The organism is Flavobacterium sp. (assembly GCF_031423415.1).
In the GTDB taxonomy this organism is placed as follows: domain Bacteria; phylum Bacteroidota; class Bacteroidia; order Flavobacteriales; family Flavobacteriaceae; genus Flavobacterium.
Genome location: NZ_JANPFL010000167.1, coordinates 1 through 4,597, shown reverse-complemented (window position 1 = coordinate 4,597; position 4,597 = coordinate 1). Strand labels below are relative to the sequence as shown.

Here is a 4,597-nt window from a genome sequence, read left to right as displayed (position 1 = left end):
ATCCATAATTGGTTTTTATTGTCTATTGCAATTGCTTTGGCATCGAAAAAAGGTAAGTTTCCTGAGTCAACACCATCAGTTATTTTTTTTAAAACATTACCGTTTTCGTTAAATGCAATTACGCCGCTGTTGCTGGTTGCTAACCATTTGGTGTTGTTTTTATCTATTAGAATGTTAACATAATCTGTGTTTTGAAATTTATTAGTTAACAAAATATTTTCTAAATTAACAGCTTGCCAAGTATTGTCTTTTTTAAAAACTTGCAAGCCGTTTTTAATCCTAGCACTAGTTATCCATAAATTTCCCGATTTGTCAAATGCAGTTCCATTTAACCGAATATCAATAGGCGATCTACTTATTAAACCACTATTGGTTGTGTCGTACAATATTGTTGGCGTTCCGTTTTCTAGTTTTAACAATCCCGAAAAATACGAACTAAAATACATTTGGTTAGGATTATTTGGATTTATTGTAATTCTTGACAATGCTTTTGCACCTAAAACAGCAGAATATGGAGTGTTTTGCCAACCATTATTGTTCAATTTACTAAATCCATATTGAGTTATTCCGCCTAATGCATAGCCATAAGGATTAAAATCAGCATCGTAACCGCCATAAACCACCCACAAATTATCTGTTGAAGCGTTTACGGCAAATATTTTATTAAGAATTGGGCAATTGGGTGTTTCGTTTACAAAATTATTGGGACTTTGAAAAGTTGTCGAAAAAACACCATTTTGTTGTGTTCCAATAAATAGTTTATTGTCCGAAAAACGGGCACATACAATATTGGGAACCGGTAATATTGGTAACGAAGAGTTATTTATTTCTAAAATTGTCGAAAATAGGTCGTTAAAAACTATTACTTTTGAGTTTGTAACTACCGTAAGATGATTGTCATTGACGATAAATTTTTTGGTTGTACTAAAATTAGTGTAAAAAACCGAAGCAATACTATTAGAAAATTTATAAAGATTATTATTGACATTCGAGGCAATTATTTGGTTGTTTAAAGTGGCAATTCCGTTCCAAAAACCAGCATCAAAAACTTGCCATTGGTTATAATCGTTAATATTTGCATTGTTAAAAATGCATTTTTTTATGCCGTTGTTTCTTGTTACCGCATAAATTTCGTCTTCTAAAATCGTAGTTTGTAAAACTTCTTGGTAATCGTTAATTGTTTGACCCAAAAAAATGCTGTCGCCAAATTCTTGAATTTCTAAATTAAATTTCACAATTCCGAAACCACAAGAAAGGAATAAAAATTTATCTTTTTCGAAAAAACTGTTTATAAACTTAATGTTGTTAGGAATTTGTTTTTGTAAAATACCAACAATTTTAGTTACACGTTTATCAGATTCATTAATTACTATTAAAAGTCCATTTTGGTAACCAACAACTGTTTTATTAAAAGTTTGACTGTAATAAATTGCCGAAATTTTTTCTCCCGATAGGCCATCTAAAGTATTGAATGTTTGAATTTCGTTGGTCGATAAATTTTTCGAAAATAACGAATTTTCGCAAGCTACAATTATTTTATCAGTAGTACCCGCAATATCAGTAGCTTGATTATAGGAATAATAACTTTTCCATTGCAAATTATTCTGAGAAAAAGCATTCGATACAAGCAAAAAAAGAAAAATAATATAGTTTTTCATTATTAAAATTTATTTACAAATATATGATAAACGCAATAAATTTTGTTTTAATATAAATAAAACTTAAAATTAAATTAATTTTTTTCTTCCGAGTCTATTTTCCTAGATTTCGTTTTAATATCGTTGTACAATTTATTCAAACTCGGGTACATAAACTCAGAAACTTCTTGAATCGGGTTATAAAACATCGAATTATCAAGCGTTTCTTTTTTTGCAATAAAGTTATTAATGTTTATTTTTTGAAATAAATTAAAAACAATACTTAACATTAAAACTGTTTTCAAAACACTAAATGTTGCACCGCCCAATTTATTTAACCAACCCAAATAAGCAAAATCTGCAATAGATGTAAAAAGTTTTGCCAAAGCGTGAATTGCAATTACAACCATTAAAAAAGTAAAACCAAATGAAATTACTTCAATCATTTTTGGCGACCACGAAACAAAGTTTTCTATAAAAGAACGCATTAAGTAAGAAAATTTAATCGCAACAAAAATCCCGATGACCAAAGAAATTAACGATGCAAATTCTACAAAAAGTCCATTTTTTAGTCCTTTGTAAGTGGCATATAAAAGCAATAATCCAAGAATAATATCAAGAAAACACATAAATAAAAATTAGTTAACAAAGATATTAGAAGTTAGAGAATAGAAAAAGAACAAAGAGAAAAGATTTTAAAAAGATTATATTTGCAAATTAATTAGATTTCTTTTCAGAAAACCTGAAACCTGAAACCTGAAACCTGAAACCTGAAACCTGAAACCTAAAATGTCAAGAGATATACAACTCAAAGAACGCTGGGAAAACCTTGTTCAAATACTTTCTAATCAATTTTCGCAAGGCGAAGATCTAGATTTAGATGCCATAATTTATTTAATCGGTGTACAAGAACTCGGAAAAGTGCACCGCGAATTCAAAAAAGACCAAAAATTAGATTTAATGCACATTGCAATTTGCAGATTATTAGAACCTTACGGATTTTATGAATTCGAATTCTACGATTCTGAAGGTTGGCCACATTACAAAGTCAAAGAAGAATTGCCAGCACTAAAAGCAGGTGAGCAATCGGTTTTAATGAAAGAAGCAATCGTAAATTATTTCATCGAAAAAGAAGTTTTAGAGTAGTTTTCAGTTTTCAGTCGCAGTTAGCAGAGCCAAACAACTGAGAACTGTTACTGAAAACTGAAAAATTTTTAATATTTTTTCAACCCTATTTAGAATAAAATGACAAACAGAATAAAAGAATACATAGCCGAAGCCAAAGATTTTTCGACTACAAACAAAGAAAAACTCGAAGAATTTAGAATCAAATTTCTTGGTAGTAAAGGACTTTTGAAAGAAGTTTTTGCAGAATTCAAAAACGTACCAAACGACCAGAAAAAAGAATTTGGTCAAGTCATTAATTTGCTAAAAACCATTGCCGAAGAAAAGGTTAAATCTATTCAAGACGAACTAGAAAGTAAGGAGGAAATAAAAGGGTTTTATGGCGATTTGTCTCGACCTGAAGAACCTATAAAACTTGGGTCTCGTCACCCAATATCATTAGTAAAAAACCAAATGATAGATATTTTTTCTAACATAGGTTTCAACGTTTCCGAAGGGCCAGAAATAGAAGACGATTGGCATAATTTTACTGCATTAAACTTGCCAGAATACCATCCTGCGCGCGATATGCAAGACACATTTTTTATACAAACCAATCCCGATATTTTACTCAGAACGCACACTTCATCGGTTCAAGTTCGATATATGGAAAACAACAAACCGCCAATTCGAACCATTTCGCCAGGAAGAGTTTTTCGTAACGAAGCGGTTTCTGCACGTTCTCATTGTATTTTTCATCAAGTGGAAGGTTTGTATATAGACAAAGACGTTTCTTTTGCCGATATGAAACAAACCTTGCTTTATTTTACCAAAGAAATGTTCGGAAAATCTAAAATTAGACTTCGCCCGAGTTATTTCCCTTTTACCGAACCAAGTGCCGAAATAGATATTTATTGGGGATTAAAAACCGAAACCGATTACCGCATTACAAAAGGAACAGGCTGGCTAGAAATAGGCGGTTGCGGTATGGTAGACCCAAATGTATTGAAAAATTGCGGGATAAATCCAGAAGAATTCAATGGTTTTGCTTTCGGAATGGGAATAGAAAGAATAGCCATGTTGCTGTATCAAATTGGCGATATTAGAATGTTTTACGAAAACGATGTTCGCTTTTTAGAACAATTCAAATCGAATATTTAGAAGCAATTTCCAGCTCTTCACTACAAGCTTTTTTAAGAAACACTATTTTTCTAAACAAAAAACGAACTTCCTTTGGTCGTTGTTTTTTATCAAGAAAAATTAGCATTTCTTCTCTAAAGGCTTTCCGTTGCTATCTGGGCTAGGCATAATTGTAAATTCAAAATCATAGCATTCAAACCAACTTATATTCTCTTAAATTTCTTATATGGTTCAAAGAAATTTTTTTCATAAATAAGCTGTTTTGTAGTCAAATAAATATAAAAATTCAAAAAATCAAATGAAATCAGACATAAAAATTCCAATCGTAGAAAACGTTTTTCTAGCAGCAATACACGAATATAGCGACGATTTTGATGAAAACATTTGGAATATTTATTTAATTAATGATTCAGATTTTCAGCTCGATGGCGTGATGTTAGTTTCTAAAGCATTTGGAACCATTGATGGCGAAATGAGAAAAACATCGTCTCTCCGGCATGCTTTTGTAGAAATTCCTGCAATATCTGTCAAAAAAGTAGAAATGATCGAAAAAAGTGTACTCTCACTAAACAATGAGTTTATGCTAACGTACTTTATTGGCGATACACTTTACGATAAAGTTTTTATATTTAAAGCCAATTTCGCCAACGAAGCCGAACAAGAAGAAGTGCCTATATTGTTTGTAGAAGGTGTGATAGTTAGATAAAAAAATTAGT

The 4,597-nt window shown here is 31.0% G+C and carries 5 protein-coding genes; 3 read left to right on the top strand and 2 right to left on the bottom strand.

Annotation, left to right across the window (positions count from 1 at the left end; translation table 11 throughout):
* Together RMO83_RS14360 and RMO83_RS14355 are read right to left on the bottom strand one after the other, a co-directional pair.
* A partial coding sequence (locus RMO83_RS14360; protein ID WP_310560390.1) for an ABC transporter substrate-binding protein occupies positions 1–1,658 on the bottom strand: 1,658 nt, incomplete at its 3' end.
* A gap of 74 nt (positions 1,659–1,732) precedes the next feature.
* Entirely contained in the window at positions 1,733–2,266 is a 534-nt protein-coding gene (locus tag RMO83_RS14355) for a CvpA family protein (RefSeq protein WP_310560389.1), read from the bottom strand.
* Between the two features lie 160 nt (positions 2,267–2,426).
* Between RMO83_RS14355 and RMO83_RS14350 the strand changes: the two genes are divergently transcribed.
* The 3 genes from RMO83_RS14350 (at position 2,427) to RMO83_RS14340 (ending at position 4,587) form a co-directional block, all read left to right on the top strand.
* Positions 2,427–2,783 carry a hypothetical protein gene (locus RMO83_RS14350; protein ID WP_310560388.1) on the top strand — a complete coding sequence of 119 codons (357 nt, stop codon included), beginning with the start codon at positions 2,427–2,429 and terminating at the stop codon, positions 2,781–2,783.
* A gap of 99 nt (positions 2,784–2,882) precedes the next feature.
* Positions 2,883–3,902 (top strand): phenylalanine--tRNA ligase subunit alpha, encoded by a 1,020-nt coding sequence (gene pheS, locus RMO83_RS14345; RefSeq protein WP_310560387.1) that lies wholly within the window; start codon positions 2,883–2,885, stop codon positions 3,900–3,902.
* A gap of 277 nt (positions 3,903–4,179) precedes the next feature.
* Positions 4,180–4,587, top strand: coding sequence for a hypothetical protein (locus RMO83_RS14340; protein ID WP_310560386.1), 408 nt, complete (start codon positions 4,180–4,182; stop codon positions 4,585–4,587).
* Positions 4,588–4,597 lie beyond the last annotated feature (10 nt).

What these genes read in the sequence shown, in the direction of transcription:
- pheS (WP_310560387.1), top strand. Translation starts at nt 2,883, where the DNA reads ATGACAAACAGAATAAAAGAATACATAGCCGAAGCCAAAGATTTTTCG.
- RMO83_RS14350 (WP_310560388.1), top strand. Translation starts at nt 2,427, where the DNA reads ATGTCAAGAGATATACAACTCAAAGAACGCTGGGAAAACCTTGTTCAA.
- RMO83_RS14340 (WP_310560386.1), top strand. Translation starts at nt 4,180, where the DNA reads ATGAAATCAGACATAAAAATTCCAATCGTAGAAAACGTTTTTCTAGCA.
- RMO83_RS14355 (WP_310560389.1), bottom strand. Translation starts at nt 2,266, where the DNA reads ATGTGTTTTCTTGATATTATTCTTGGATTATTGCTTTTATATGCCACT.